A 26,318-nucleotide genomic window follows, 5' to 3' on the forward strand; every position below is an offset into this window, starting at 1 on the left:
CTTCAAGAGCAGCGACCGCACCTATGGCGCACGCTGCATCTGGCACGATGTCCTCGCCGATGGCTTCGCCTGCGGTCTGCACCGCGTCGAGCGGCTGATGCGGGAGAACGGCCTGCGGGCGCGACCCCGCCGGCGTGGGCTACCGAAGGACACGGGCGAGCGTGCAGCGGTATCGCAAAGCCGTCTCAACCGCGCGTTCGAGGCGGCGGCTCCAAACCGCAAGTGGGTGGCCGACTTCACCTATCTCTGGACCGCGGAGGGATGGCTTTATGTCGCCGCCGTCATCGACCTGTTCTCCCGCCGCGTCGTCGGCTGGGCGATGAAGGCCGAGATGACGGCCCAGCTCGTCACCGACGCCCTCATCATGGCGATCTGGAGGAGAGGCAGGCCCGACAGCCTCATGCATCATTCGGATCAGGGGAGCCAATATACGAGCGGGCAGTTCCAGCGCCTGATGGCCGACCACGGCATCACCTGCTCGATGAGCCGATCGGGCAATGTCTGGGACAATGCGGCGATGGAGAGCTTCTTCTCCTCGCTCAAGACCGAGCGCACAGCCCGCAAGGTCTACAGGACGAGGGACGACGCCAGGGCGGATGTGTTCGATTACATCGAGCGCTTCTACAATCCGCGGCGCAGGCACTCGACACTGGGCTACTTGAGCCCCGTGGAGTTCGAGGAACGAGCTATGCTAGCTTAACCTCGTGTCCGAAAAACCGGCAGCAGGCCATGTGGCCGCTTACCCCGGCAGGCGCGGAGGGGTTTGGCAGAGGGTTTCGATGTCGGTGGTGGGGCGGCCGATCAGGTAGCCTTGCACGAAGTCGCAGCCGCAGGCGCGCAGGAACGCGAGTTGCGCCGCGGTTTCCACGCCTTCGGCGATCACCGTCATGCCGAGACTGTGGGCCAGGTCGACGATGGAGCGCACGATCACCGCGTCGCCGCCGCCCTCGCCGACATTGTCGACGAAGGACCTGTCGATCTTGAGCCTGGAGACCGGGAAGCGTTTGAGGTGGGCGAGGGAGGCGTAGCCGGTTCCGAAATCATCCATCGCGATCCCGAAGCCCATCGCGCGCAGCCGCTCAAGCGTGTTGGCAACCTGGTCCGTCGCCTTGTCGAGCAGCACCGTCTCGGTCACCTCCAATTCGAGGCGGCACGGCGTCAGGGCGAAGCGCACCAGGCATTTCGCCAGCCAGTCGGCAAACCCCGGATCCTTCAGTTGCGACGTGGCGATGTTGATCGCGACATGGCCCGGCACGATGCCGGCGGCTTCCAGACGCTGGAGATGCTTGCAGGCGCCCTCGATGACGCATTGACCGAGCTGGACGCCGAGGCCGCTCTCCTCGGCGACGGAAACGAATTCCAGCGGCGGCACCGGCGCCCCCTGGTAGGTCCAGCGCGCCAGCGCCTCGAAGGAATAGACGCCGGAATCGGTCATCGACACGACCGGCTGCAGGGCGATGGCAATCTGTCCGCCTGGAATGCCGGCGCGCAGGGCCTCGGCCAGGGCGTGGCGCCGTTCAACTCCGTGGCGCAGTTCGGGGTTGAACAGGGTCCAGCCGTTCCGCCCGCGCGCCTTGGTCTGGTAGAGCGCGATATCGGCGTTCTTCAAAAGGTCCGGCGCGCTCGCGCCATCCCTCGGGTAGACGGCGACACCCAGGGACACGCCTGGCCACATGCGTTTGCCTTCAAAGCTCACCGGGCGGCTCAGCAGGGCGTGCATCGTATCGATCGTTTCGACGAGCGCCTCGGCCGTATCGTGTCCGGCGAGGAGGAGGGCGAATTCATCGCCGCCCAGCCGCGCGACATGGCTGTCCTCCTCGACCATTGCGCGCAGCCGTTCCGCGACCGCGATCAGCAGCTTGTCGCCCGCATCATGCCCCAGCGTGTCGTTGACGGTCTTGAAATGGTCGAGATCGACGACCGCCACGGCACCCTGCGCACCGTCGGTGCCGGCCCGCGCCAGGGCCGCCTCGATCTCGCGCATCACCACTGCGCGCACGGCGAGCTTGGTCAGTCCGTCTGTCTCTGCGATGGCCCGGATCGCCAGTTCCGCCTGTTTCACGGCGGTGATGTCCGTGTGAACGCCGACGGTCACGCCGGAGACCGAGCGTCTTTCGCGGATCTGCAGCCAGCGACCGTCTGCAAGCTTTTGAACCTCGCCGTCGGCCTTCGGGTTGCGGTGCCGTTCCAGTCTTGCCTCCAGCCAGCGCCGGCGCTCCTGTTGGGTCATGCCGGAATGGGCGTAATGGTCCGCGGCGAGCCCGCTTTGCAGGATGTCCTCGAAGCGGGCGCCGATCTGCACGGCCGCGGCCGCCGGGCCGTGCAGGTCGAGCGCGGAGCGGTTGTGGAGGATCAGCCGGTCCTCGCGGTCGTAGGCCTCGATCGCGTCGGGAATGGTGTCGATCACGTCCTTGAGCAATGCGCGCGCCTCCTGAAGGTCCCGCCGCTGCTCCTCGTCCCGGGTGATGTCGATGAAACTGGCGATCACCTCGATGTCGTCGTTCAGCTCGGACGGGGCGATGCGTGCGTTGACCTGCAGCCAGCGGATGGTGCCGCCGGGCAGCCGGATCCCGACCGTGTCGTTGCGGATGGGCTTGCGGGTGCGCAACACGATCGAGGAGGGCATTTCTTCGGCGGGGCGCGGCCGGCCGTCCAGATAGACGGTGGCCCAGCGCGGATCCGCCAACTCCCGACCGGTCATCTGCTCTTCGGTCAGGTCGAGAAGCCGGCAGGCCTCCGGATTGCAGCCGATGATCTCGCCGGACGCGTCGTGGCGCACGATCCCGGCCGCGACGTTTTCGACGATGGCGCTGGTGCGCTGTCGGGCCTCGACCAGCTCGGTCACATCGGTGTGCACCCCGACAAACCCCTCGACGCGGCCGCCGGCGCCGACAATCGGCCGGATTGTCAGGTCGACCCAGTAGAGATGGCCGGATTTCGACCGGGTCAGCAACTGGCGGCGGATTTCCCGCCGGGCCGCCAGGGCTTCGGCAATCTCGGCAAGGGTCGAGGGATCTGTCTCGGGACATTTGAGCAACTCGTCCGCCATCCTGCCCCGCGCCTCTTCGAAACTGAATTCGGTTCGGCGCTCGAACGCCGGGTTGACCCATTCGATGCGGCCGTCGAGGTCGCAGAGGATCACCGTGCTGTCGACGGCCCGGATCACGATATCGGAGCGGCGGAGCGCCCGGGACATGTCCTCGCGGGCGCTGACGTCGCGGGCCACGCCCCGGTAGCCGCAGAACGCGCCGCTCTCGTCCTGCATCGCCCGGCCGCTGAGCTCGACCCAGAGGATGCGGCCGTCCCGGCGACGCAGCGCGAAGACGACGTCGGAGATGGGCTGGCGCGCCTCCATCCGCTCCCTGAGGGTCTGGCATCCGCCTGCCGGCGGCGGATCGTCGTCGGCGAGATCCCAAAGCCGCGCGCCGATCCAGCCCGACAGGTCGAGGCCGAGCCGCTCGCCGTCGCCGAGCACCTCGGTGACGCGATGGGCCGCATCGGTGTCCCAGACCCAGTCGGAGGAAACGTCGAGATAGTCGCGCAGGCGCTTGTGCGCGCTTTGCAGGCGCTGCTCCGCGCGGGCCCGCAGGGTCTGGTCGACGGACACGCCGACGCCGCCGACGATGTGTCCCGCAACGACGATGGGCGAGATCGTCGTCTCCGAGATCACACGGCCGCGGGCCGTGTCCATTTCGCGCTCGTAGCGAACCTCTTCCCCGGCGATCACCCGCAGGTGCATCTCGAGCCATTCGCGTCCGAGCTCGGGTCCGAGGCCGGTTTCCGTCGGCGCGAGGCCGGTCATGTCACCGAAGGTGTCGCGGTCCAGCGCATTCTGAAAGGCGTAGCGTCCGAAACGATCGAAAATCCAGGCCGGTTGACCGAGTGCACCGAGCGCCGCGATCAGGCTGTCGCAATTTTGGAGGAGATCGTGGTCCGGCCTCGAACCGGATTGCAGTCCGTCCATCGCGCGCTCCGCTTTGGGAACAGGGGGCATGCGGCCATCGGCTAGCCGGACCCCACCGGCTGGTCACACCTTCGCAGATAACCACAGCAGTGACTGAGTCGTTAGAGAAACCTTGCAAGTCTGATGCGCGGATCCTGTTTAAATCAACAAGGAGGACGCAAGACCTCGTTCGGGCGATATGTGGCGATCATCTGTGGCATGGCGCAGGCTGGCAAACGCCGCGCGGCGCGTCTCTCAGGCGCCTCCCGGAACGTCGCTTGCGCAAAAAGGGCCGTTGATCGGCCGGCAAATCACGATGAAAATTGATTTTTCATCCCGGTTTGGTATCAGGACATCATAGACGCCTTGCGCGCCGGTCCCGTAGCTCAGCAGGATAGAGCATCAGATTCCTAATCTGAGGGTCGCAGGTTCGAATCCTGCCGGGATCACCACTTCCTTGTCCTCGACAGCCGCGATCTCCTGCAACGCCCGATGGGCCGCGTCCATGGCGCTGGCATCGGGACGGTCCGGCTGTGCGGCGCCTCCCGTCAGGAAAAGCCCGCGCGCCTGCGCCGGACGGTCGGGGCATCCCGACCATTGATCCACCCAAAGCAATGACCAGCTCATGCGTTCCCCCCTCGATTGCCCAATCCCTTCTCGCGCTCCCGGACCGTTTGCCGTGTGGCAGGACCGGTCGTCGCGAGGCAGCACTCAATGGTAGGAAGCTAAAGCGGCATCCGCAACGGTTGCATACGTTGTCATATGCAATCTGACGATTTCGCTCGGATTTGCGGCTTTCCGTGCGGGTGTTCCGGACCGTGTCCTGCCCGGGCGCGGGGAGAGGCGTGAAACCGGTCGCAGGCAAGGCGCGCGGGCGTTGCGCCCGCGCGTATAGGAAGCGACGCCGGTCAGCAGCCGTTGGGTCGCTGCGGTCCGAGGTCGATCTGGCATTCGTTGGTGAGCGCGCCGATCGCAGCGCCGCCAACCGCACCGGCGGCCGCGCCGACCAGCACGGGGCCGCCCGCAACCGCCATGACACCTGCGCCGGCGGCGGTCCCGATGGCGCCGCCCGTCACGCCGCGCTCGAACCGGTTCGAGCCGCAGGCGCTCACCATCAGCGCGAGAGCGAGAATGCCGGCGATGCCGGCGGATCGAGGAAGACGCATGACACACATCCTTGGGGTTTGCCCAGCCCGCCGCGATCCTGACGCCGCTTGGTGAACGGCGGGTAAACGCAAGGCGGGCAATCGCACGACCGGCGGCATGGACAGGCGGGTGCGGCTGCCGCGCGGGCCTTGCTCCCGGGCGGCGCTTCGACTAAGACAACACCCCAGTTTCCCCTCACCTGTATCAGCGGAGTGGCAGGCACCTATGGCGCGCCAGTTCATCTATCACATGCACGGTCTCACCAAGACCTACACGGGTGGCAAGAAGGTTCTCGACGGGATCCATCTGTCGTTCTACCCGGACGCGAAAATCGGCATCCTCGGCCCCAACGGCGCCGGCAAGTCGACGCTGCTCAGGATCATGGCCGGTCTCGACAAGGAGTTCACCGGCGAGGCCTGGGCGGCGGACGGTGCCAAGGTCGGATATCTGCCGCAGGAGCCGCAGCTCGACGAGAGCAAGACGGTTCTGGAAAACGTCATGCTCGGCGTTGCGGACAAGCAGGCGATCCTCGACCGCTACAACGAACTGATGATGAACTATTCCGACGAGACGGCGGAAGAGGGCGCCAAGCTCCAGGACATCATCGACAGCCAGAACCTGTGGGATCTGGAATCGCAGGTCGAGATGGCGATGGAAGCGCTGCGCTGCCCGCCCGCCGACTGGCCGGTCGACAATCTGTCGGGCGGCGAGCGTCGCCGCGTCGCGCTGTGCAAGCTGCTGCTCGACCAGCCCGACCTGCTGCTCCTCGACGAGCCGACCAACCACCTGGACGCGGAAACGGTCAACTGGCTTGAAAAGCACCTGCGGGAATATCCCGGTTCCGTGCTGATCATCACCCACGACCGCTACTTCCTCGACAATGTCACGGGCTGGATCCTGGAGCTCGACCGCGGCCACGGCATTCCCTACGAGGGCAATTACACCGCCTATCTGGAAAAGAAGGCGAAGCGGCTGGAGCAGGAATCGCGCGAGGATGTCGCCCGCCAGCGCGCCCTGTCGCGCGAGCGCGAGTGGATGGGCATGAGCCCGAAGGCGCGCCAGACCAAGTCGAAGGCCCGTATCAAGGCCTATGACGAGCTGTTGAAGGCCAACGAGGACCGGCTCAACAACCCGGCCGCGCAGATCCTCATCCCGGCCGGGCCGCGGCTCGGCCAGAACGTCATCGACGTGGAGAACATCTCCAAAGCCTATGGCGACAAGCTGCTGATCGACGACCTGTCGTTCCAGCTTCCGCCGGGCGGCATCGTTGGCGTGATCGGTCCCAACGGCGCCGGCAAGTCGACGCTGTTCCGCATGCTGACCGGTCAGGAACAGCCGGATTCCGGCACGCTGACCATCGGCGAGACCGTCAAGCTCGGCTATGTCGACCAGTCGCGCGACACGCTCGATCCCAACAAGACGGTGTGGGAGGAAATCTCCGGCGGCCAGGAGGTGATCTACCTCGGCAAGAAGGAGATCAACTCGCGCGCCTATTGCTCGTCGTTCAACTTCAAGGGCGGCGACCAGCAGCAGAAGGTCGGCTCGCTCTCCGGCGGCCAGCGCAACCGCGTGCATCTGGCCAAGATCCTGAAGTCGGGCGCCAACGTCCTGCTGCTCGACGAACCGACCAACGATCTCGACACCGAGACGCTGGCGGCGCTGGAAGACGCGCTTGAGGATTTCGCCGGCTGCGCCGTCGTGATCAGCCACGATCGCATGTTCATGGACCGTCTGGCGACGCATATGCTGGCCTTCGAGGGCAACAGCCATGTCGAGTGGTTCGAAGGCAACTTCGAGGACTACGAGAAGGATAAGATCCGCCGTCTCGGCGCCGATGCCGCCAATCCCCGGCGCATCAAGTACAAGCCGCTGACGCGCTGATCCTTCCCGGGGACGACCTGAAGACTACCGACGGCGGGCCTGACCGGGCCCGCCGTTCCTGTTTTCGCCATCGGCAACCGGGTTTTCATTCCCGGCGGTTTGGTCTTTAAAGGGTCGCAGGAGAACTTGTGGCGGCGGAGGCCACCGGCAAAGGCGAGGACGGCGCGCGATGACTGCGGATCTGTTTGGACGGGAGACGGCCGACGACCTCGAGATCGTGCCGGCGCGCAAGGTGACGGGGCTGGTCTCCAAGGTCTATGCGACCCCCGATGCCGATGATTTCCAGACCCGCTGGACGGCCGCGCTCAAGCTCGGCTTCGAGGGGATTGCCGGCGACCGCCATGCCGGCTTCACCCGCAAGTCGGGCGGGCGCGAACCCTGGTACCCGCGTGGCACGGAAATGTGCAACGAGCGCCAGATCTCCATTGTCTCGCTGGAAGAGCTGGCGGCGATCGCCAAAGCCATGGACATCCAACGTGTCGACGCCGGCTGGATCGGCGCCAATGTGCTGACGGAAGGCCTGCCGCGGCTGACGCTGCTTCCGCCGCGCACGCGGATGGTCTTCGCCGGCGGGGTGGTGCTGCGCGTCGACGGCGACAACAGCCCTTGCCGGATCGCCGGTGGCGCCATTGCCGCGCATTACCCGGAGCGGGAGGGGCTGGACCTCAGTTTCGCGCGGCTTGCCCGGCGCCAGCGCGGTCTTGTCGCCTATGTCGAGCGCCCCGGCGTGATCCGGCCGGGCGAAGAGGTCGTCGCCCATGTGCCCGAGCACTGGCTCTATCGCTGAGCCATCAGACGCCGTCGTCCTCGTCGCAGGTGACGCGGCGCGCCGATCCCCAGTGTTCCAGAACGGCGTTCATGTCGTCGATGACGAAAAAGCGCGCCGCATCCCGCTCGTAGCCGTCCTCAAGCAGCGCGTCATAGTCGGTGTGTTCATGGCGCACGCGCGCGGCGAGCGCCTGCCACAGGGCGATCGACGGCGGCAGATGGCGCAAGTGGCCGGCGAGCGCGGCCTCGATCACCGGCTCTGAATCGGAAAAGGGAATGCGCGGCGCCATCAGCCTTAGCTGTTTGCGCATGTCCTTTTGCCGTTTGGTGCCGCCGCCGCGCTGCATTTTCCGCCCTCACACCAGCCGTGCCATCAGCGTCGCGAATTCCGCGCGGCTGGCAACGCCGAGCTTGGCGTAGATCGTCTTGCGATGGGTTCTGAGCGTGTTCGCGCTGATGTTGAGCCCGTCGGCGATCTCGGCCTCGGTCCTGGGCGAGGCGAGCGAGGCGGCAACGGCGGTTTCGCGTTCGGTGAGAGAGAACACCATCCTGAGCCGGGGTTCCAATGCGGCCGGGACCGTGTCGAGAAGCGTCAGGATCAGGACGGCGCCGGTTTGCCTGCCCGGCGTCGCGCGGGCGCCGGCCGGCGGCAGGGTGACGGGGTGGAGTTCGGCAAACAGCGGACGCGGGCTGTTGGCCAGCGTCAGATCGCGGGGCCGTTTCGCGCTGCCCGTCGGATCGAAAACCGCGGCGAGCGCCCCGGAAAAGCCGCGCTGGGCCAGAGGATTGACGAATTCCAGCCGATCGCCACTGCGCTCGCAGGGCGTGAACAGCTTTTCCGTTTGCCGGAGGTGCAGGGCGAATTCGTTCTGCGCGGCGACCTTGGCCAACCGGTCCAGCACGAAGGCGGCCCGCGCCTGGGTGTCGAGGATCCGAAACAGAACGGCCATGCTGCTGATGGAGGAAACGTCGGTGCCTTCGATCATGGCCGCGATTGCGACGTGCCTGGACTACAATGTCAAGATGTTGTCGTCGGCAATCCCCGGTTGGCGCGGGGAGGCGAGCGGCCGCTCGAGCGCGTCGAGGATGCAATCGCCGAGCGCGTCGAAATCGCGTTTGCGCGGCGAGGAGCGGCGCCACGCGAGGCCGACGCTGCGTTGCGGCTGCGGGTCGGTGAAGCGCAGGAGACTGACCCGGTCGTCGCGGACCTCCACCGAGGCGCAAAGCTCCGGCAGCAGCGTCACGCCGTAGCCTGCCGCCACCATCTGCATCACGGTGGACAGGCTCGTCGCGCCGAAGGTCGAGCGCCCCTCGGGACGCACGCCCTCGCAGTAGTTCAGCGCCTGGTCGCGCAGGCAATGGCCTTCCTCGAGCAGGAGCAGCGTCGATCCGTCGATGCTTGACGGCGCAATGCGCGTGCGCTCGTCGAGATCGGGGCGGTTGCGCACCGCAAGCAGGAAGCGGTCGTCGAACAGGGCGCGGCTCTCGATGTCGGTTCCCTCCAGCGGCAGCGCCGCGAGGATCACGTCGAGGTTGCCCTGGCCGAGCTCGCTCAACAGCCCCTGTGTCAGCGTTTCGCGCACCTGCAGGTCGACATTCGGATAGGCCTCGGTCAGCGCCGGCAGCACACGCGGCAGCAGATAGGGCGCGATCGAGGGAATGATGCCGAGCCGCAGCGACCCGGTGAGGACCTCGCCGGCGTGGCGTCCATAGTCGAGCAGGTCGCGGCTTTCCGCGAGGATGCGCGCGGCCCGTCGGGCGATCTCGCGGCCCTGTTCCGTCAGACGCACCGCATTGGGCTGGCGCTCAACCAGCGCGATGCCGAGCGTTGCCTCAAGCTCGCGGATCTGCATCGAGAGTGCCGGTTGCGACACCGAGACCGCATCGGCGGCGCGGCCGAAGTGCAGATGATGGGCGAGGGCGTCGAAATAGCGGAGCTGTCTGAGGGTGAGCATGCCTGACAAGTATTCTTATCGGTGGCGCAAATCAATGTGGCTGTGCCTTATGCCCTGGGACGGGATCGGCCACAGGCCCGTCCGCGGGTGCTTTCAACTCCCTTTAACCCGCTTCTGGAATGGTGGAGCGATCGCGATGGGGAGACGGACATCATGACAGCGGCCGCCCGCCGTCCCGGACTGGATGTGTTGCGGGTCCTGGCCGTCGCGGCCGTGGCCTGGTTCCACTTCGGCTTTCGCATGCAGGTCACCGGCGAGGCGGGCCCGCTGATGGCCGGCGACCCGGGCGGGCTGGCGCGCTACGGCTATCTCGGCGTGTCGGTCTTTTTCGCCATTTCCGGCTATGTGATCTCGATTTCGACCGAGGGCCGCGATGCCTATGGCTTTGCGGTCGCCCGGATCGCGCGGCTGTGGCCGACCTATGTCGTGTGCATGAGCCTGACGGCTGCGGTCATGCTCGCGGTGCCCGAGCTCGGCCTTCCCGTCGGCCTGACGCAATATCTCGCTAACCTGACCATGCTCGCCCCGTTCCTCGGCCAGCCCTTGATGGACGGCGCCTATTGGTCGATCGTCGCGGAAATCATCTTCTACGGCTGGGTTGGACTGCTGATGGTCGCCCGGGTCTGGCGTAACTGGCAGGTCTGGGTCGCCGCCGTCTGGCTGGTGATCGCGGCGCTCGACCTCGCTGTCGTGGAGAGCGACCTGCTGCGCCGCCTGCTCCTGACGGAGTTCGCCGGCTTCTTCGCCTTCGGCATGATGCTGCGCGCGCTGGAGCGCGGGGAGACGGCCGCCGGGGTTGTGCTCGTCGCCGCCTTCGTGCAGGCGCTTGCCGGCGCGGCCGCCGGTGCGGCCAAACTGCCGGAGGCCTATGCGGGGGCTGTCTTCTCGATCCCGGTCGTCCTGGCTTGCGTCTCTGCCGGCTTGCTGGTGCTTGCCCTGCTCGTGCGGCTGCCGGCCGGCGCCGTGCCGGTTGGCCCGGTGTCCCTTGCCGGACGCGCGACCTACCCCTTCTACCTGCTGCACCAGCACATCGGCTATGCCGCCTATTTCCTGCTGGTGCCGGCCATCGGTTTTGCCGGCACCACGCTGGCGCTGATCGCCGGCCTGACCGCGGTCGCGCTGCTGATCTCGAGCGTCTTGGAAACGCCGGCGGCGCGCGCGATCCGGGCGTTCGGCGCCGGGGTGCGGGCTTTTGCCCTTGCCCGGATCAGGGCCGCCTAGGACTCCTCCTCCTCGCGCCAGCCGACGCGCGCCTGTGGCACGCTGTCGGTTCCGGCGAAATAGGGCTTGATGTCCACAAGCGGCGTGCCGTCGACACAGTCGAGGCCGCGCACGTCGAAGCCGTCGGGGCGCATGGCAACCAGCTCCACCACCGACAGGGCCACCGGGTTCGGCCGGATCGGCGAGCGCAGGGCGAAACAGCCGTGCGGGCGGGCGGCGAAGGACGGCGCTTGCACGACCAGGTCGCGGCGGGCTTGATGCATCCAGTAGAGCAGGTAGAGATGGCTGCAGGTCTCCACCGAGGCCAGTCCCTCGCGAAACGCCGGCCGGAGGTGGACCCGGCAAACGGCATCGCTGCCACGCCCGTTGCGGGGGCAATCCTGCGTCGTTTTCCAGGGTGTTTCGATGTGGCCGATGAAAATGATGCCGGCATTTTGCGGCATTTGTGCCGGGTCGGTCGCCAGTTTCTGCTCTCCGGGCCTTGGCGATTTTGCCGAGGGGTGGGTCATTCAGCTCTCCTGGTGGCGTGCGCGATGCGCGGTGTCGCGCGCAGTGTTTCCCCGAAACGGCCAGCCTGTCACCCGGTGCGGGCCGAATGCCTCGAATTTTAGTCGAAATCGTCGAAAACTCTGCTCTTGTTCGATTCAAACAAGCTTAAGTCTTGAGGAGCGTGGATTCATTTTTGTTCATCCGGCGCGTGGTAAATCTCGAATCATGAAGTCTTTGACCACAGCAAGGCGATGTTGATCATGGCGAACACGGAGCTTGTAAACTTCGAGGCCTTGGCGCTGGAGGACGATATGTCCCGGCGCAACGATCTGGCGCGAAACGTCGCGACGCTCTTTTCGTTCACCTCGGAGACCTGTTCGGACGAACAGATCGAAACCTACGATCATGTGCTGGTGCGCCTGGCGGACATGGTGGAGGCGCAGGCGCGGGCGTTCATCGCCGATCGGCTCGCGAAACTGCGGCGCGCCCCGGAAAATACGGTGCGCCGGCTGGCCCAGGACGAGATTGTCGTTGCCCGTCCGCTGCTGGAACGCTCCACGGTTCTGCGCGATGTCGATCTCATCGAGATTGCCCGCGACTGCGGCGACGATCACCGTATGGCGATCGCGACCCGCGAGATCCTGTCGGAACTGGTGACGGATGTGCTGGTCGAGGAGGGCGGCGATCCGGTGAAGCGCGCGGTCGCGGAAAACGCCGGTGCCAGCCTGTCGTCCTTTGGCGTGTCGCGCCTGCTGGATGCGGCGTCAATCGACGAGGAGCTGCAACTGGCCCTTGCCGAGCGCGGCGACCTGCAGGAGGCCGAGATCTCGCGCCTTGCGGAACTCGCCGGCGAACGCGTGCGCATTCGCTTGTTCGAGGCGGCCGGGTCCGGTGCCGAGGCGCTTCCGGCGGCGGCGAAGGCTGCCGCGCAACGCCTGTCCAACGATTTCTGGCTGCAACGCTACGACTTCGAAACCGCCATGGGGCGGGTTCTGGCATTGGCGCGGGGGCCGGGGCTCGACGAGCAGACGCTGTTGCGGTTTGCCGAGCAGGACCGCTTCGCGGAAGTGGTGGCGACCTTCGCCATGCTGGGCGACATCGGACTGGAAGAGGCCAAGCACTGGATGGTGCGTCTCGACACCGACCCCTTCCTGATCGTGGCCAAGGCCTGCGGGCTGAAAGCCACGACCGTCGACACGCTGCTCACCATCGGGCCGTGGCGGTACCGCCTACCGGCGGCGGAGCGTGCCAGGGTGGTCGAGCGTTACGCCAGCATCATTCCGCAGTCGGCGCGGCAGCTGCTCAATCAGTGGCAGGGCCGTCTGGCGAGCTGACGGGCGAGGGCGCACGCCGCCCTCGGCCGGGCCCGGCGCAGGCGTGCCGGCGTTTCAAGGCAATCTCTTCGGCGGCCGCGTTCCTGCTTGGCTTTCATGGGCGCCGGCGTCTATTGTCCGCTGATTATAACCCGTTGTTTTGACGGGTTTACAGGCGGGGTTTTTCAAATGGCACGCGACTGTGGATCGGGATGTCCGTCCGGACGCGCGGTGAGGCGTCTTTTTTTGCTTGCGTTTCTGGCGCTCGCATCTCTTTCCGGTTTCACCCAGAAAGGTCATGCCCAGACCGACGCCCCGGCGGCCGGCCCCCCCGCTGCGGCGGAGGCGAGCGCGCCGTCGTCGCCTTCGGACGGCCTGTCCGCGGGCGGCGATCACCGGGTTCTGGTCTTCAAGGTGCGCGATGCCCTCGGGCAGGCGCTGCAGTCACTCGATGCTCTGCCGCAGCTGACAACGCGCGCGCTGCTGGAACGTTCGCCGGACGGCACGCTGGACTGGGTCTGGAAGACCGCCGTCGTGCTGGTGCTGGCCATCCTGGCGGGAACGGCGGTCCTGCGCCTCGTCGAGCGCTGGGGCCGGTTGCGCTTCCTGCGCTTTTACGATGCGGCAACGCCCGAACGGGCCGACAGGATCGCCTATCTCCTGTCGCGGGCCGCGATCATGGCGGTCGCCCTTGCCGGATTCGCGGTGGTGGCGGTGGTGATCGCGCTCGCCTTCGTTTCCGGGCATCCGCCGTCGCGCGTCACCGCGCTGGTCGGGCTGGAGGCGGTTGCCACCTTCCTGTTGCTGCGCATCGTCTTGCTCAATGTGCTGGCGCCCGGCGTTTCCGCCCAGCGGATGCTGCGTCTTGAGGATCGCGATGCACACGGCCTGTACCGGTCTCTGATCGGGCTTGCGGCGCTTTCGCACGCGCTGTTTGCCCTGTGCGGCTGGATGGCGGCGATGGGGCTCGACCCGAATGCCCACAAGCTCGCGCTGATCGTCGCGACCGGCGTCGCCTGCCTGCTTCTCTCGGCGGTGGTGGTGTTTTACCGGAAGGCGCTGACCGGCCTGATCGCCGCCCCGCAGGAGGGCGGGACCGTCCTCGGCGCCGGGCACCGCGTCGTCACGTTGGTCTGGCTTCCGCTGACGTTGCTGTATTTCGCAGGCGCCTTCCTGGTCTCCTCCGTGCGGGTGCTGCTCGATCTGCCGGCGGCGCTCGGGCTCGTCGGCGCGCCGATCATGGCGCTGCTGATCTGGGCCGTCGGTTATGGCGTGCTCGTGCTGGTGATCGACAAGTGGCTGTTGCCCCGGCTCGACAGCGACAGCGCCCAGGCGCAGGCGGCGGAAGATATCGCCCGTGCCGCGGTGACCCAGGGCGAAAGCGTCGACGAGGATGCAAGCCTTGCCCAGGCGCGCGCCGAGGCGATGGATGCGGAAGGCGCGCGCACGCCCTACCGCCGGCTGCTGGAGCACGGCGCGGCGATCCTCTCGCTGGTGGCGGCCGCCGCCTTTCTGTTCAGGACCTGGGGCATCCCGCTCACCGACGACAGTTTCTTTCTCGCCAACCTGTTCGAGATCGGGCTGATCCTGTTTCTGGGGTATATGGCCTATGAGGCCGTTGCCATCGCCATCGACCGCCAGATCGTTCTGGAGGGCGGCGGCGCGGACAAGAAGGACGACGATCACGAGATCGGCGGAGCGGGCGAGAGCCGCCTTGCGACCCTTCTGCCGATCTTCCGCAATTTCCTGCTGATCTCCATCGTGGTGATCGCCGGCATGATCGCCCTGTCGCAGGTCGGGGTAAACATCGCGCCGCTCTTCGCCGGTGCCGGCGTCGTCGGTCTGGCGGTCGGCTTTGGCGCGCAAACGCTCATTCGCGACATTTTCTCGGGTGCGTTTTTTCTGGTCGACGATGCCTTTCGCAAGGGCGAATACATCGACATCGGCGACGTGAAGGGCACGGTGGAAAAGATCTCGATCCGCTCCATGCAGCTACGCCATCACAACGGCCCGCTGAACACTGTGCCCTTCGGCGAGATCCGCTTCGTGAAGAACTTCTCGCGCGACTGGGCGGTGATGAAGCTCGCCTTCCGCGTCACCTATGACACCGACGTGGAAAAGATGCGCAAGCTGATCAAGAAGTTCGGCCAGGAGCTGCTCGAGCACCCCGATTACGGGCCGAAGTTCCTGCAGCCGGTGAAGTCGCAGGGCGTCACGGCACTGGAGGATTCGGCGATGATCGTGCGCGTCAAGTTCATGACGCGGCCGGGCGACCAGTTCGAATTGCGCAAGGTGGTCTACGCCGGCATCCGCGACCTGTGCGAACGCGAGGGCATTCATTTCGCCCACCGCGAGGTCACGGTGCGCGTGTCGCAGGATCCCAACGATCCGCGCGAGTTCTCCGAGGCGGAGAAGAAGGCAATCGGCGGCGCCGTGCTCCCCACCCTGGAAGAGGGGCAAGGCGCAGGCGCCGCGACCGCCGCCGACGGCCGCTAGCTGTTTGCAACAAGGCGTGCGACCGGGGCGCGGTCGGGGCGCGCGCAATGGACCCGACAAAATGGGGTGCCGGCATGTCCGGCACCCCGTCAGGCTGCTGACAAAGGTGGAGCTGCTCCAGGCGTCATACCGGGCAAGCGTCAGCGCGACCCGGTATCGGAGAGCCAAAGGCCTATAATTTTCAAGCCAAAAGAAGCCGACAGGCAGTGCCTCCCCGATCCCGGCTCTCATTGCATTCGGCCGGGATGACGATTCTTCAGGGCTTGTCATCACTCTCGCGGGGTGCCGGCATGTCCGGCACCCCGTTTCCGCATTGCGGGATCGCAAGGGACCCGTCGCCGCCGGAAACGCAAGGCTTGAACGGCGTGCGATATAGGTATAAAGATATGTTTATATCTTAGTCGCGAGGGTTCGGCATGTCCGACAACACACAGTTCAGCCTCGATCAGCTCAGTCTCGAGAGCCTGCTTGCCGGTCTGCGAAATGCCGGCGAGGCGACGCGTCTCAGGCTGCTGGCGCTTCTGGCGGATGGCGAATTGACGGTCAAGGATGCCACCGTCATTCTGGGCCAGAGCCAGCCGCGGATCTCGCGTCACCTGAAGCTTCTGACCGAGGCGGGGCTGGTGCAGCGTTTTCCGGAAGGGGCCTGGGTGTTCTATCGCCTCGGCGACGGGGCGATGGGCGATCTGGTGCGCCTGCTGCTGTCGCGGCTCGATCCGCAGGATGCGGTGCTGGCCGGGGACCGGGTGCGCCTTGCCGCAACCCGTCGCGCCAAGGCGGAAGCCGCGGCCGCCTTCTTCGCCTCCAAGGCCAAGACCTGGGACCAGGAGCGCTCGCTTCATGTGCCCGAGGCCGCGGTGGAGGAGGCGATCCGCGCGGCCATCGGCGACAAGCCCTTCGGCGCGATGCTGGATCTGGGAACGGGCACCGGCAGCCTGCTGTCGCTGTTGCGCGATCAGTATTCCCAGGCGCTCGGCATCGATGCGAGCCATGACATGCTGACCGTCGCCCGCGCCAATCTGGCGCGTCAGGGCGTGAAGAGCGCGCAGGTGCGTCAGGGCGACATTCATGCGCTCAATGTGCCCACCGACAGTTTCGACCTGATCTCGATCCATCAGGTGCTGCATTATCTCGACGACCCCGGTCGCGCCATCGAGGAGGCGGCGCGCGCGCTGCGTCCCGGCGGACGGCTGCTGATCGTCGATTTCGCGCCGCACAGTCTCGAATTCCTGCGCGATACCCACGCTCACCGTCGTCTCGGTTTCGCGCATGATCAAATGAACCGATGGCTCGCCGATGCCGGCCTCGATGTCGTTCTCACCCGCGATCTGGCGCCCGATGCCGGGGATGCCGATCGCCTTACCGTCACCATCTGGCTGGCCCGCGATCCGCGCATTGTGTCGGATCTGCCGGAGCTCAACATGACCCAGGAGGTCGCCTGACATGCCGTCCACTGACAAGTTCCGCCGCTTCGAGCTTGGCTCCGGCGCCGATGTTTCCGTGTCCTTCGAGTTCTTTCCGCCCAAGTCGGAAAAGATGGAAGCCTCGCTGTGGCGGGCCGTGGAGCGCCTGCAGCCGCTGTCACCGAACTTCGTATCGGTGACCTATGGCGCGGGCGGCTCGACGCGCGAGCGCACCCACCGCACGGTGGAGCGCATCCTGCGCGAGACCGATCTTTCGCCGGCCGCGCATCTGACCTGCGTCGGCTCCTCGCGCGCGGAGGTCGATGCGATCGTGCGCGATTATCAGGCGCTCGGCGTCAAGCACATCGTCGCGTTGCGCGGCGATCCGATGGAGGGCATCGGCGCGATCTACAAGCCGCAGCCCGACGGCTATGCCTATTCCTGCGACCTGGTCGAGGGCATCCGCCGCATCGGCGATTTCGAGGTTTCGGTCTCCGCCTATCCCGAGCGCCATCCCGAAAGCCCGGACTGGGCGACCGAGATCGACAACCTGAAGCGCAAGGTGGATGCCGGCGCGACGCGGGCGATCACCCAGTATTTCTTCGACAACGACCTGTTCGAGACCTTCCTGGAAAAGGTCCGCGCCGCCGGGATTGATATTCCGATCGTTCCGGGCATCCTGCCGATCGTCAACTTCGAGACGACGATGGTGTTTTCCGCCAAATGCGGCACGTCGATCCCGGACTGGCTGGTGCGCCGCTTCGCGGGCCTCGACCAGGATGTGGAGACGCGCAAGCTGGTCGCCTCGGCGGTGGCCTGCGAGCAGGTGCTCGACCTCGTCGACCGGGGCGTCAGCGACTTCCATTTCTACACGATGAACCGCGCCGAACTGACCTATGCGATCTGTCACACGCTGGGCCTGCGCCCGGCGCCGGAAGAAAAGCAGGCGGCCTGAGAGCAGATATGACCAATTCAAAGAACGCAGCGGCGATCCTCAATGCCGCCGCCCGCGAGCGCATTCTCGTTCTCGATGGCGGCATGGGGACGATGATCCAGGACCTGAAGCTGGACGAGGCCGGCTTTCGCGGCGAGCGCTTCAAGGACTGGAAAAGCGACCTGCAGGGCAACAACGACCTGTTGAACCTGACGCAGGGCGAGGCGATCCGCGACATCCACGTGGCCTATCTGGAGGCCGGCGCGGACATCGTCGAGACCAACACCTTCTCCTCCACCACCATCGCCCAGGCCGACTACGGCATGGAGGAGCTCGCCTATGAGCTCAACCTGGAAGGCGCACGCGTGGCGCGGGCCGCCTGCGACATCGTCACGGAGCGCGAGCCGCATCGCCCGCGCTTCGTCGCCGGCGCGCTCGGGCCGACCAACCGCACGCTGTCGATCTCGCCGGACGTCAACAACCCGGGCTTCCGGGCCGTGTCCTTCGACGAGATGAAGATTGCCTATGCGCAAGCCGCGCGCGGCCTCATCGAGGGCGGCGCCGATCTGCTTCTGGTCGAGACCATCTTCGACACGCTGAACGCCAAGGCGGCGCTCTTCGCCATCGACGAGGTGTTTGAGGAAATCGGCCGCAAGCTGCCGGTGATGATTTCCGGCACGATCACCGATCTCTCCGGGCGCACGCTGTCGGGCCAGACGCCGGAAGCCTTCTGGAACTCGCTGCGCCATTCCAGCCCGTTCTCCTTCGGGCTGAACTGCGCGCTGGGCGCCAAGGAAATGCGTGCTCATGTCGCCGAGCTGTCGCGCATTTGCGACACGCTGGTCAGCGCCTATCCGAACGCGGGCCTGCCCAACGAATTCGGCGAATACGACGAAAGCCCCGAGGCGATGGCCGAGCTGGTCGGCGAGTTCGCCAAGAGTGGGCTGGTCAATATCGTCGGCGGCTGCTGCGGCACGACGCCGGAGCACATTCGCGCCATCGCCGAGGCGGTGGCCCCGCATGCGCCGCGCGTCGTGGTCGAGCCGCCCCGGCGCATGCGCCTGTCGGGTCTGGAGCCCTTCGTGATCACGCCGGAGACGAATTTCGTCAACGTCGGCGAGCGCACCAATGTCACCGGCTCCGCCCGCTTCCGCAAGCTGATCAAGACCGGCGACTATGACACCGCGCTGGAGGTTGCCCGCAGCCAGGTGGAAAACGGCGCGCAGATCATCGACGTGAACATGGACGAGGGCCTGCTCGATTCCAAGGACGCGATGGTCACCTTCCTGAACCTGGTGGCGGCCGAGCCGGACATCGCCCGCGTCCCGGTGATGATCGACAGTTCCAAGTGGGAGGTGATCGAGGCCGGCCTGAAGTGCGTCCAGGGCAAGGCCGTGGTCAACTCCATCTCCATGAAGGAGGGGGTCGAGGCCTTCATCGCCCAGGCGAAACTCGTGCGCCGCTATGGCGCGGCGGTCGTCGTCATGGCCTTCGACGAGGACGGCCAGGCCGACACGCAGGCCCGCAAGACCGAGATCTGCAAGCGCTCCTATGAGCTGCTCGTCAACGAGGTCGGCTTTCCGCCGGAAGACATCATTTTCGATCCCAATGTCTTCGCGGTCGCGACCGGCATTCCCGAGCATGACAACTACGGCGTCGATTTCATCGAGGCGACGCGGTTCATCCGCGAGAACCTGCCGCATGCGCATGTGTCGGGCGGCGTGTCGAACCTGTCGTTCTCCTTCCGCGGCAACGAGCCGGTGCGCGAGGCGATGCACTCCGTGTTCCTCTATCACGCCATTCAGGCGGGCATGGACATGGGCATCGTCAACGCCGGCCAGCTTGCGGTCTATGACGATCTCGATCCCGAGTTGCGCGACCTGTCCGAGGACATCGTCCTCAACCGCCGCTCGGATGCGACCGACCGGCTGCTGGACGCGGCCGAGCGCTTCAAGGGCAAGGGCGGCAAGCAGCGGGTGCAGGACCTCGCCTGGCGCGAGTGGCCGGTGGAAAAGCGCCTCGAGCATGCGCTGATCAACGGCATCACCGACTATATCGACACCGATGTGGAAGAGGCGCGCGCGCGCGCGGACCGGCCGCTGCATGTGATCGAGGGACCGCTGATGGACGGCATGAATGTCGTCGGCGATCTCTTCGGCGCGGGCAAGATGTTCCTGCCGCAGGTGGTGAAATCCGCGCGCGTGATGAAGCAGGCGGTCGCCTATCTGATGCCCTACATGGAAGCGGAGAAGCGCGAGCAGGGCATCGAGAACATGCCGAGCGCCGGCAAGATCCTGATGGCCACCGTCAAGGGCGACGTCCATGACATCGGCAAGAACATCGTCGGCGTCGTGCTCCAGTGTAACAATTTCGAAGTGGTCGATCTCGGCGTCATGGTGCCGGCCGCGAAGATCCTGGAGACGGCGAAGAAGGAGAAGGTCGACATCATCGGGCTCTCCGGCCTGATCACGCCGTCGCTCGACGAGATGTGCAACGTGGCGGCGGAAATGGAGCGCGAGGGCTTCGACGTGCCGCTTCTGATCGGCGGCGCGACCACCAGCCTGATCCACACGGCGGTGAAGATCCACCCGAACTACAAGCGCTCCCAGGCGGTCTATGTCACCGACGCCAGCCGGGCGGTCGGCGTCGTCTCCAAGCTCTTGAGCGAGGAACATCGCGACAGCTACATCGAGGGCGTGCGCGCGGATTACGTCAAGGCGGCGGAAACCCATGCGCGCTCGCGCTCGGGCGGCAAGCGCACCTCGATCGCCCAGGCGCGGAGCAACAGCTTCAAGCCATCCTTCGACGCCTATGCTCCGGTCGCCCCGTCCTTCCTGGGGACGAAGGTCATCGACGACGTGTCGCTTGAGGATCTCGCCAGCGCCATCGATTGGACGCCGTTCTTCTCCACCTGGGAGATCAAGGGCACCTATCCGGCGGTCCTGACCGACAACCGCTACGGTCCAGCGGCATCGGCCCTGTTCGACGACGCAAGGCGCATGCTCGACGAGATCGTGCGCGACCGGCTGCTGACCCCCAAAGGCGTGGTCGGCTTCTGGCCGGCGGCGCGCCGCGGCGACGACATCGTGCTCTATGAGGACGAGGACCGCGCCCGCGAGCGCACCGTGCTGCACACGCTGCGCCAGCAGATGCAGCGCGGGCAGGGCGGGCGTGCCAACCTGGCGCTGGCGGATTTCGTTGCCGGGGAAGACAGCGGCATTGCCGACTATCTCGGCGGCTTCGCGGTCACCGCCGGCCACGGCGAGGACGAGCTTGTCTCGCGCCACGTCGAGGCCGGCGACGACTACAACAAGATCCTGGCCCAGGCGCTCAGCGACCGGCTGGCGGAAGCCTTTGCCGAGCGGCTGCACGAACGGGTGCGCAAGACGCTTTGGGGCTATGCGCCGAAGGAGGACCTGTCGGTCGAGGATCTGATCGCCGAGCGCTACCAGGGCATTCGCCCGGCGCCCGGATATCCCGCGCAGCCCGACCACACGGAAAAGGCCACGCTGTTCGATCTGATGGACGCGCCCAACACGGCCGGCATCACGCTCACCGAGAGCTATGCCATGTGGCCGGGGTCGTCGGTGTCGGGACTCTATTTCGCCCATCCCGACAGCCACTACTTCGGCGTCGGCCGCATCGAGCGCGACCAGATCGAGGATTACGCCGTGCGCAAGGGCTGGGACCTGGCAACGGCGGAGCGCTGGCTCGCGCCGATCCTCAATTATGATCCGGTACAGCGGGAGGCGGCGGAGTAGACACCGCCCGACCTTCGGAACCTGTCCGCCCCCCTTCATCGGCCCGCACAGACCATGTCCGCGCGGGCCGTTTGCGTCGCCTCTGTGCCGCTGAATAGATCGTTTACAAAAACAGCCCTAATCACCGTTCGCGTAGCGGCATATCTTCGGAAACAGAAAACGGTGCCGCCTGGCACCACCAATTCCGGAGATTGATATGAGCAAATCCCTGACTGTCCTGAAGGTCGATTCGTCGGCCCGCCGCGAAGGCTCCGTCACCCGCCGCCTCGCGGATCGCGCAATTACCGAACTGGGTGAGGGCGGCACCGAGGTCACCACGATCATTCGCGACGTCGCCGCCGGCCTGCCCGTCGTCGACGAGGCCTGGGTGGCGGCGAATTTCACGGACCCGGCCGAGCGCAACGCAGACCAGAAGGCGCGGCTTGCGCTGTCCGACACGCTGGTTGCCGAGGTCAAGGCGGCCGACGTGCTTCTCATCGGCGTGCCGATCTACAATTTCGGCATTCCCGCAGCCCTCAAGGCGTGGGTGGATCTGATCGCGCGGGCCCGCGAGACCTTCCGCTACACGGAGAACGGACCGGAAGGGCTGCTGACGGACAAGCGGGCAATCCTGCTGCTGGCCTCCGGCGGTACCACCGTCGGTTCGGAGATCGACTTCGCCACCGGATACCTGAAACACATCATGTCGTTCATCGGGATCACCGATGTGACCGTGATTGCCGCCGATCGGCTGATGTTCGATGCGGAGGAAAGCCTCGCAGGGGCCGAGCGCGGTGTCAGCGACGCGGCAATCCGTCTGCGGGCCGCCTGACACTGCCGGTCCGTGCTTCCGGTCCGTGCTGTCGGTCCATGCCGGGTGGGGAGGGTGGCGCCGGGCGTCATCATACCCGCCCGAGGCGGGGCACCGGGGTCGCGCGCCGCACGCGAAAGTTGCTGGCCGGGCGCCTTGTGGGTCAAGGCGCCCTGCAAAATGCACCGCGCACGAAAGGTGCGCGGTCTCTCTTTGTTGAGGGGTCTGGATGCTCTAGATCAATCCGACCACGATCGCTGCCACGAAGACAAAGGCGGCGAAAACGGCGATTACATTGAGATTGCGGACAAGTGTCATGGTTCGGCCTCCCGCATTCTTTCTATGCGTTAATGGTATGTTACCCGGCCCGGCGCGCAAAGCGAAAAAGATGCTGCGCTGCAATGCGGAAGGGACAAATTTTTCCACCGCCGCGCTTGATGCAACCCAACGTATTGATTTCATGTCGTTCGCGATGCGACAGCGCGTCGCGGTGGCGGGCGTCTCCGCGCGCGGTCACCGGGCTTCCGGTTGCGGGCCGAAGATTACGTAGCGTCGTGTCGCGAATATTGAGCATAGGTTGTATTTGCAACGATTAACGAGAATGAAACCCCCGCATTCTAGTTTTTTCCGGAAAAGGTCGTGAAGGAAAACGCAATGAATGCGACGCAACTTGCCGAGTTGGCGCGCAATGGATCGGCAGAAAGCACGGGCGAACTTGTCTCGGCGCTCACCGATCTGTTCTGTCGGGCGCCGGACGATGAGCGCGAGCGTGTCAGCCTTGTGTTCGGCGATATTGTCCTGCGCGTGCTGGATCGGCTTGAATGTGCCGCGCGGTCTGCGCTGTCGCAGCGGATCGCGGAAGACGACGAGGCGCCGAAGGACCTGTTGAAGGCGCTTGCTGCGGATCAGGACCTTGAGGTTGCCGCGCCCGTTCTGGAGCAGTGCCGCGGCCTGTCCGATCAGGATTTCGCGGAGGTCGCGGAGGAAGTTCCCGCGAGCCACTTGCTGGTTTTGTCCCGGCGCAAGGCAATCAAGCCCGTGTTGACGCGGGTTCTGGCACAGCGCGGCGAACCGCAGGTGCTGCACGCGCTGACCCGCAATCAGTCCGCTGTCATCGGCGTCGATTCCTTCGATCTTCTGGTGGCGCGGGCGCGCAAGGATGTCGAGCTTCAGGAAGCGCTCAGCGAACGGCCCGACATTCCCGAAAGCGCCGCGGAGCGGCTCGTTCCCTTCCTGTCGCGCGAGATGGCGCAGCGGATCAAGGATCTCAACGTCAACGAGGTGCTCGTCAAGGCGATCGCCGAACGCGCCGCGCGCGAGGTCGAGATCCAGTTGCGCGAGTTCAACGGCGCCAAGTCGAAGACCGAACAGCTGATCGATGCCGCCGTTGCTGGATCGGTCCCCATCGACACGGCAGTGGGCGCCTTTGCGGACAAGGATCGCGCCTTCGAGCTGGGGCAGTTGCTGGCGCGTACGGTCGGCTGGCCCGACAATGTCGTCGTCCCGCTGGTGTTTCGGGAGGACGACATGCCGATCCTGTTCCTCTGCCGCCTCAGCGGGGTCACGGATGCGGCCTACATGAAGATCGTGCGCATGCGCGCGAAGCGGATGCGGCTGTCATCGACCGCCTCGAGCGAGGCGATGCGCAAATACGCAGAGCTGAGCGAGGAAGCGGCCCGCAGCGCCTTCAAGGCGATGGCGCAGAAAATGAAGCTGCCCGCCAAGATCTGAGACACGAGCTATGCGCCTCAGGCGGGCCGCCGGTGACCTGTCATTGGGCCGCCACCCCGGACGTCGCTGTCGCAAGACAGCCCTCAAGCCAGTGGGCGGCCTTCAGTGTCTTGCGGTCGTCGCCATAGGCACCGATGGTCTGGACCCCGAGCGGAAGGCCCGCCGCACTCCGCAGACCCGGCACATTCGCCGCCGGCGCGCCCATCAATGTCCACACGCGGTTGAACACCGACGACCCGGTCGAGGCCAGGCCGATGGGCGCCATGCCGGGTGCCGACGGCGTGACCAGCACATCCACCTTCGACTGGATATCGGCAAAGGCACGGCGCGCCTGGTCCGCGGTGCGTTGCGCGTCGTCATAGGCGCCTGACGACAGGGCAGCGCCTTCCTCCAGCGTCTCGCGCAGGACCGGGCTCAGCTTTTCCGGCGCGAGGTCGACCTCGGCTGCCAGGGCGCGCGCTGCCTCATAATCCTGGATCGTCTTGTGCGCGGCAAAAGCTTCGCGAAAGACCGGTGGCAGCGAGATCGATGTGACCGCCGCGCCGGCGCGTTCGGCCGCGATGCGGACACGCTCGAGCGCGATGGTCATTTCCTCGTCCGCCTGCGCCCAGGGCTGCGGTTCGACGAACCCGAGTCTCGGCGGGGTTGGAACCTCGCCATCCACCCGCCAGTCGCGGTCGGCCAGCGCCCCGGCGCCGAAAGCGACATCGGCAATGCCCTTGGCGAAGACGCCGACCGTATCCAGCGACCAGGAGAAGATCTTCACGCCGACCGCGGGAAGGCGTCCGAAGCTCGGCTTGAAGCCGGCGATGCCGCAAAAGGCCGCCGGCCGGACAACCGAGCCGCCGGTCTGCGTGCCGAGCGCCAGGGGAAAGAAGCCGGCCGCAACGCCGGCAGCCGACCCCGAAGAGGATCCGCCCGGCGTGTGTTCGAGATCGTGGGGATTGCGCGTCGGTCCGGGGCTGAAGAAGGCGAACTCCGTGGTCACCGTCTTGCCGAGAATGGCGGCGCCGGCACGGCGCGCCAGCGCGACCACGGCCGCATCCACGGCCGGGCGGTAGCCGTCATGGATCGGCGAGCCGTAGGCAGTGGCCCGGTCGCCGGTCTCGATGTTGTCCTTCACGCCCATCGGCATGCCGGCGAGCGGCCCGTAGGTGCTGCGCGCGGCGGCGCGCGCGGCTTCCACGTCGACGGACACGAAGGCGCGGATTTCCGGTTCCCGCGAGGCAATCGTCGCTGCGATTTCGTCGTAAAGCGCGTCGATCGACAGGGTGCCTGCATCCAGTCTGCGCGCGATGTCGAGGGCTGACAGCATCGATTCCTCCCGTTTCAGGAATCAGATCTTGCCGACAATCGAAGGAACTTCAAGCGTTTGCGGCGTCTAGGCGTTGCGTTTTTTGTCCGGGTGCAGGGTCTTTCCGAGAATATGGCTGTCGCGGCCGATCACATGGGAGCTGGTCCCGACAATGAGGTTGTCGGGCGCGCGTACCACCGAATGGTCCTTGTTCGGATAGGGCAGGTTCGCCAGAAAGTGGCGCATGCAATTGAGCCGGGCGCGCTTCTTGTCGTCGGACTTGACCACGGTCCAGGGCGCATCGGCGGTGTCGGTGTAAAAGAACATCGCCTCCTTGGCTTCCGTGTAGTCGTCCCACAGATCCATGGACGCACGGTCGATGGGCGAGAGTTTCCACTGCTTCAGCGGGTCCGTCTCGCGAGACTTGAAGCGCCGGCGTTGTTCCTCGCGCGAGACGGAAAACCAGTATTTGAACAGGCGGATGCCGGATTGCGCGAGCATCTGTTCGAATTGCGGGCACTGGCGCATGAAGTCGAGATAGTCGTTGGGACTGCAGAAGTTCATCACCCGCTCGACGCCCGCGCGATTGTACCAGGAGCGGTCGAAGAAGACGATCTCGCCTCCGGAGGGCAGCCACTGGATGTAGCGCTGGAAATACCATTGCGACCGTTCGCGGTCGGAGGGCTTGGTCAGGGCGACCACCCGCGCGGCGCGCGGGTTCATGTGCTCCATGAAACGCTTGATGGTGCCGCCCTTGCCGGCTGCGTCACGGCCCTCGAAGAGGAGGACAACCTTCTGGCCGGTTTCCTCCACCCAGCGCTGGGCCTTCAGCAGTTCGACTTGAAGCGCGGCCTTCTGGCTCTCGTATGTCTTGCGGCGCATCTTGTCCGCATAGGGGTAGGCGCCGGTCTCGAAGATGTCGCGCACCGCCTGCGGATCGTGGCGCATCTCGGCAAGCGTGTGCCGGCGTGCGGCGCCGCTCGCCGCCGCTCGCCGGCGGGCCTCGGTGTCGTGCGTCTCCCCGCCGGCGTCCGCCGCAACCGGTGCGGCCGTCGGCAGCGGTTCGGGCGCCGCGTTCGGGGCGATGCCGGTGTCTGTGGTGCTCGGGTCGGTGGTGTCGATGGTATCGGGGTCGACGGTGGTGGGATCGATGGGGAAGGTCTTGTCGGTCTTGTCTGCCGGCATTGAGTGGT

General features: G+C 66.0%; 20 protein-coding genes and 1 tRNA gene. 12 read left to right on the forward strand and 9 right to left on the reverse strand.

Annotated elements, in window-relative coordinates; genetic code table 11:
- A partial coding sequence (locus tag LC092_RS14925) for an IS3 family transposase (protein WP_224807891.1) occupies positions 1-700 on the forward strand: 700 nt, incomplete at its 5' end.
- Between the two features lie 39 nt (positions 701-739).
- Here LC092_RS14925 and LC092_RS14930 read toward each other — a convergent pair.
- On the reverse strand, positions 740-3,964 hold the full coding sequence (locus LC092_RS14930) for an EAL domain-containing protein (protein ID WP_224807892.1): 3,225 nt from the start codon (positions 3,962-3,964) through the stop codon (positions 740-742).
- A 354-nt stretch (positions 3,965-4,318) separates the two neighbouring features.
- Between LC092_RS14930 and LC092_RS14935 the strand changes: the two genes are divergently transcribed.
- A tRNA-Arg gene (locus LC092_RS14935) sits at positions 4,319-4,395 on the forward strand.
- Positions 4,396-4,851: 456 nt separating this feature from the next.
- On the opposite strand, the gene LC092_RS14940 is transcribed toward LC092_RS14935, so the two are convergent.
- Positions 4,852-5,109 (reverse strand): hypothetical protein, encoded by a 258-nt coding sequence (locus LC092_RS14940; RefSeq protein ID WP_224807893.1) that lies wholly within the window; start codon positions 5,107-5,109, stop codon positions 4,852-4,854.
- Between the two features lie 205 nt (positions 5,110-5,314).
- On the opposite strand from LC092_RS14940, the gene ettA reads away from it, so the two are divergent.
- Positions 5,315-6,970, forward strand: a complete 1,656-nt coding sequence (gene ettA, locus LC092_RS14945; protein WP_224807894.1) for an energy-dependent translational throttle protein EttA — start codon at positions 5,315-5,317, stop codon at positions 6,968-6,970.
- 169 nt (positions 6,971-7,139) lie between these two features.
- Positions 7,140-7,757 carry an MOSC domain-containing protein gene (locus LC092_RS14950; protein ID WP_224807895.1) on the forward strand — a complete coding sequence of 206 codons (618 nt, stop codon included), beginning with the start codon at positions 7,140-7,142 and terminating at the stop codon, positions 7,755-7,757.
- 4 nt (positions 7,758-7,761) lie between these two features.
- On the opposite strand, the gene LC092_RS14955 is transcribed toward LC092_RS14950, so the two are convergent.
- Genes LC092_RS14955 through LC092_RS14965 form a run of 3 tightly spaced genes read right to left on the reverse strand, consistent with a single transcriptional unit; the run spans position 7,762 to position 9,693 of the window.
- Complete coding sequence (locus LC092_RS14955) at positions 7,762-8,049, reverse strand: DUF2293 domain-containing protein (protein ID WP_224807896.1); 288 nt, start codon at positions 8,047-8,049, stop codon at positions 7,762-7,764.
- A gap of 45 nt (positions 8,050-8,094) precedes the next feature.
- A complete protein-coding gene (locus LC092_RS14960; RefSeq protein ID WP_224807897.1) occupies positions 8,095-8,724 on the reverse strand; it encodes a helix-turn-helix transcriptional regulator in 630 nt (209 codons plus the stop codon).
- A 24-nt stretch (positions 8,725-8,748) separates the two neighbouring features.
- Entirely contained in the window at positions 8,749-9,693 is a 945-nt protein-coding gene (locus tag LC092_RS14965) for a hydrogen peroxide-inducible genes activator (protein WP_224807898.1), read from the reverse strand.
- 153 nt (positions 9,694-9,846) lie between these two features.
- Here LC092_RS14965 and LC092_RS14970 point away from each other — a divergent pair, with 153 nt between their 5' ends.
- Positions 9,847-10,914 (forward strand): acyltransferase family protein, encoded by a 1,068-nt coding sequence (locus LC092_RS14970; RefSeq protein WP_224807899.1) that lies wholly within the window; start codon positions 9,847-9,849, stop codon positions 10,912-10,914.
- On the opposite strand, the gene tsaA is transcribed toward LC092_RS14970, so the two are convergent.
- Positions 10,911-11,423, reverse strand: coding sequence for a tRNA (N6-threonylcarbamoyladenosine(37)-N6)-methyltransferase TrmO (gene tsaA / locus LC092_RS14975; RefSeq protein WP_224807902.1), 513 nt, complete (start codon positions 11,421-11,423; stop codon positions 10,911-10,913). The genes LC092_RS14970 and tsaA overlap by 4 nt on opposite strands.
- Positions 11,424-11,663: 240 nt before the next feature.
- Here tsaA and LC092_RS14980 point away from each other — a divergent pair, with 240 nt between their 5' ends.
- From LC092_RS14980 to LC092_RS15005, 6 genes are all read left to right on the forward strand, one after another.
- Entirely contained in the window at positions 11,664-12,737 is a 1,074-nt protein-coding gene (locus tag LC092_RS14980; RefSeq protein WP_224807904.1) for a DUF2336 domain-containing protein, read from the forward strand.
- 210 nt (positions 12,738-12,947) lie between these two features.
- Complete coding sequence (locus LC092_RS21285; protein ID WP_224807906.1) at positions 12,948-15,212, forward strand: mechanosensitive ion channel domain-containing protein; 2,265 nt, start codon at positions 12,948-12,950, stop codon at positions 15,210-15,212.
- A 416-nt stretch (positions 15,213-15,628) separates the two neighbouring features.
- Positions 15,629-16,654, forward strand: a complete 1,026-nt coding sequence (locus LC092_RS14990; protein ID WP_224807907.1) for an ArsR/SmtB family transcription factor — start codon at positions 15,629-15,631, stop codon at positions 16,652-16,654.
- Between the two features lies 1 nt (position 16,655).
- Positions 16,656-17,570: a methylenetetrahydrofolate reductase [NAD(P)H] gene (metF, locus tag LC092_RS14995; RefSeq protein ID WP_224807908.1), complete on the forward strand. Its 915-nt coding sequence runs from the start codon at positions 16,656-16,658 to the stop codon at positions 17,568-17,570.
- A gap of 8 nt (positions 17,571-17,578) precedes the next feature.
- Positions 17,579-21,310 carry a methionine synthase gene (metH, locus tag LC092_RS15000; protein ID WP_224807909.1) on the forward strand — a complete coding sequence of 1,244 codons (3,732 nt, stop codon included), beginning with the start codon at positions 17,579-17,581 and terminating at the stop codon, positions 21,308-21,310.
- Between the two features lie 196 nt (positions 21,311-21,506).
- The gene (locus LC092_RS15005) at positions 21,507-22,121 is read left to right on the forward strand and encodes an FMN-dependent NADH-azoreductase (RefSeq protein ID WP_224807910.1); all 615 of its coding nucleotides are present in this window, start codon (positions 21,507-21,509) and stop codon (positions 22,119-22,121) included.
- Positions 22,122-22,458: 337 nt separating this feature from the next.
- Here the strand turns inward: LC092_RS15005 and LC092_RS15010 are convergent, their stop codons facing one another.
- Positions 22,459-22,674: a hypothetical protein gene (locus LC092_RS15010; RefSeq protein WP_224807911.1), complete on the reverse strand. Its 216-nt coding sequence runs from the start codon at positions 22,672-22,674 to the stop codon at positions 22,459-22,461.
- Positions 22,675-22,754: 80 nt separating this feature from the next.
- Here LC092_RS15010 and LC092_RS15015 point away from each other — a divergent pair, with 80 nt between their 5' ends.
- Positions 22,755-23,831, forward strand: coding sequence for a DUF2336 domain-containing protein (locus LC092_RS15015; RefSeq protein WP_224807912.1), 1,077 nt, complete (start codon positions 22,755-22,757; stop codon positions 23,829-23,831).
- Between the two features lie 40 nt (positions 23,832-23,871).
- Here the strand turns inward: LC092_RS15015 and LC092_RS15020 are convergent, their stop codons facing one another.
- Positions 23,872-25,146: an amidase gene (locus tag LC092_RS15020; protein WP_224807913.1), complete on the reverse strand. Its 1,275-nt coding sequence runs from the start codon at positions 25,144-25,146 to the stop codon at positions 23,872-23,874.
- 66 nt (positions 25,147-25,212) lie between these two features.
- Complete coding sequence (gene ppk2 / locus LC092_RS15025; RefSeq protein WP_224807915.1) at positions 25,213-26,310, reverse strand: polyphosphate kinase 2; 1,098 nt, start codon at positions 26,308-26,310, stop codon at positions 25,213-25,215.
- Between the last annotated feature and the right edge of the window lie 8 nt (positions 26,311-26,318).

Origin of the sequence: Stappia stellulata, assembly GCF_020176715.1 — a bacterium.
In the GTDB taxonomy this organism is placed as follows: Bacteria; Pseudomonadota; Alphaproteobacteria; order Rhizobiales; family Stappiaceae; genus Stappia.